Genomic DNA, 2,087 nt, shown 5'->3' with positions numbered 1-2,087 from the left:
TCGTGCTTACTAAAAGCAGCAACATTTTAAAAAACGGTCTCACAAAGAGCTAAAGTTAATACCCCAGTAAATTACGAATTTTACGTTAGCCAACGTACTGAAGTTTCTGGGGTCTATGGGGGATTACTGCCAACGTCTCGGCTATGGTTAGTACGGGATTTAAAAGTAGTAAACTTTCGATTAAGCACTTAGCCAAAACTTTTTATTTTGTTTTATCTTTTTCTTTATAAAGCCAAATCAAAAAGATTTGGCGGATTTGGTTAAAAGCTCCACACTTTAGGTTAATCACCAAAACCCGTATTAACTATAGGTATTGTTGGGCGTAGTTTTTTATATTATATCAGTTAAATTTTTAAGTAGGTTTTTATAAAATTCCTTTACTTCAGTTTTGTCAATAATCAGTTTTCTCACAGTACTTTCGTAAGTTTCACTTGTAAGTCCTAAACCTGATGTTATTCCATTAATTACAGGAGTTTCTCTAATCGGATACCTTGAAATAAGTCCATTTATGTTATTTTGAGCAACCAAATTGTCAAAAACACTTTCTTCCCTTTCTATAAATTCGTTTAAATCTATTTTTATTTCAAATTCTCCTCTTTCAATAATATCTTGATGTTTTGGAAGGTTTGACATTGTGTTATTTCTCACTTGCTTTTCACATAATCTTGAACACAATCTTTCTTTATGAGGAATAATATTATCAATTATTTTAGATATAGCAGATGCATATAATTCTTCTTTGTTTTTTCCTGAAACTTCTGAATATCTTTCTGCAACTTTTTTTATAATTTCAGTATTATAGTATAAAGATTCAACAGAATAAGAGTCTAAAGCCGCAATTCCTTTGGTTAGAAGAGTTTGAATTTGGTCTGGCTCTCTATCATCAGCGTCAATTAAACCGTAGGCGCTTACCCAATGTAAACCTTCTGTACCTCTTATACCGTCTACTGCTTTTTCAACTTCTTTGCAACTTCCTTGTGATATGACAGTTAAATTTGGAAAAATAAGCTGATAAATTTGTCTATCTAAACTGCCATTGTTGCCTTCTACAAATAAAATATCTCTCTTTGAACCTAGTATTTCTTGTTTAATATTTGAAGGAATCTCATCTGTTTCCGATATAAGGTCAGCATCCCAATCTTGAATTTTTTTACCATTCCATCCGCAATCTCTTAACAATAGAACACTTGATTCTTTGTGGTCTATTGGTAAGTATATGTCGTGTGTTGAAATGACAAAAACACAATCTTTTCTTTTTTGAAATAGAGAAGTCAATAATGGAGATATAATTGAACGGTGTAAATGTCTTTCAGGTTCATCAAGTATAATAAGTTGATTTGGCTCCGATGTTAAGACATCTGCACATATTAAAAGAGCATTTCTTTCGCCATCAGATAATTCTGCAATACTATAAGGTGCACTTCCATTTTTAGAAGCAAAAAGTTGTTCGTTTTCGTCTAGAATTATTTTAATTGGTATATTAGAAATTCCTAATAATTCATTAATTCCTTCAAGCGGAGCTTGTATGTTAGATAGGTTTTTTGCTAATTCTATATTATCATTGTCAACAGCTTTTGTTATGTTTCTTGCCCTTATGTTTTCAGAGTTGATAATATCATATATAGTCATATTCGCTCTTGAACCAGAGTAATCATCTTTCCATCTTGATTCAATTTTTTTATCTCTATTCTTCATATCTCGTTCGTTAGAATTTTTATCTTTTGCTGTGAGATTTAAAGTATTGTTTGAAAACCAAGTTTGTCTATGTGCTAAAATTCTTTTAGAATGATTAAAATTTTGCTCAAATAAATTTTGCATTAAGGTCGATTTTCCAACACCATTTGCTCCTAATACGAATAATGCTTTTCCCTCTGTAAGATTTACATTTAAAGGTTCACCATTTGAAATGCTTATAAGGAATTTATATTTTGATTCAGTCATTGATTTTTCTTGGTTTTTCAAATGTTCGTAAAGGGAGATAGTTTACACAAGTTAAAGATTAAGGTTTACACTAAATTAATTTCTAATCTTGTTGATTGTTGTTTATTTCTAAGATGTTTTTCATCAAAGAAACCTAAAAATACATT

Annotated in this window: 1 protein-coding gene; it reads right to left on the bottom strand. The window is 30.4% G+C overall.

Features of this window, described 5'->3' with window-relative positions; translation table 11 throughout:
• Positions 1-330: 330 nt before the first annotated feature.
• Positions 331-1,962, bottom strand: coding sequence for an AAA family ATPase (locus tag ABD816_RS22015; protein ID WP_344931059.1), 1,632 nt, complete (start codon positions 1,960-1,962; stop codon positions 331-333).
• Between the last annotated feature and the right edge of the window lie 125 nt (positions 1,963-2,087).

The sequence above is a fragment of the Aquimarina addita genome (assembly GCF_039539305.1).
Lineage (GTDB): Bacteria > Bacteroidota > Bacteroidia > Flavobacteriales > Flavobacteriaceae > Aquimarina > Aquimarina addita.
Note: the sequence above shows the minus strand (reverse complement) of the source record. Positions and strands in the feature narration are given on the sequence as shown.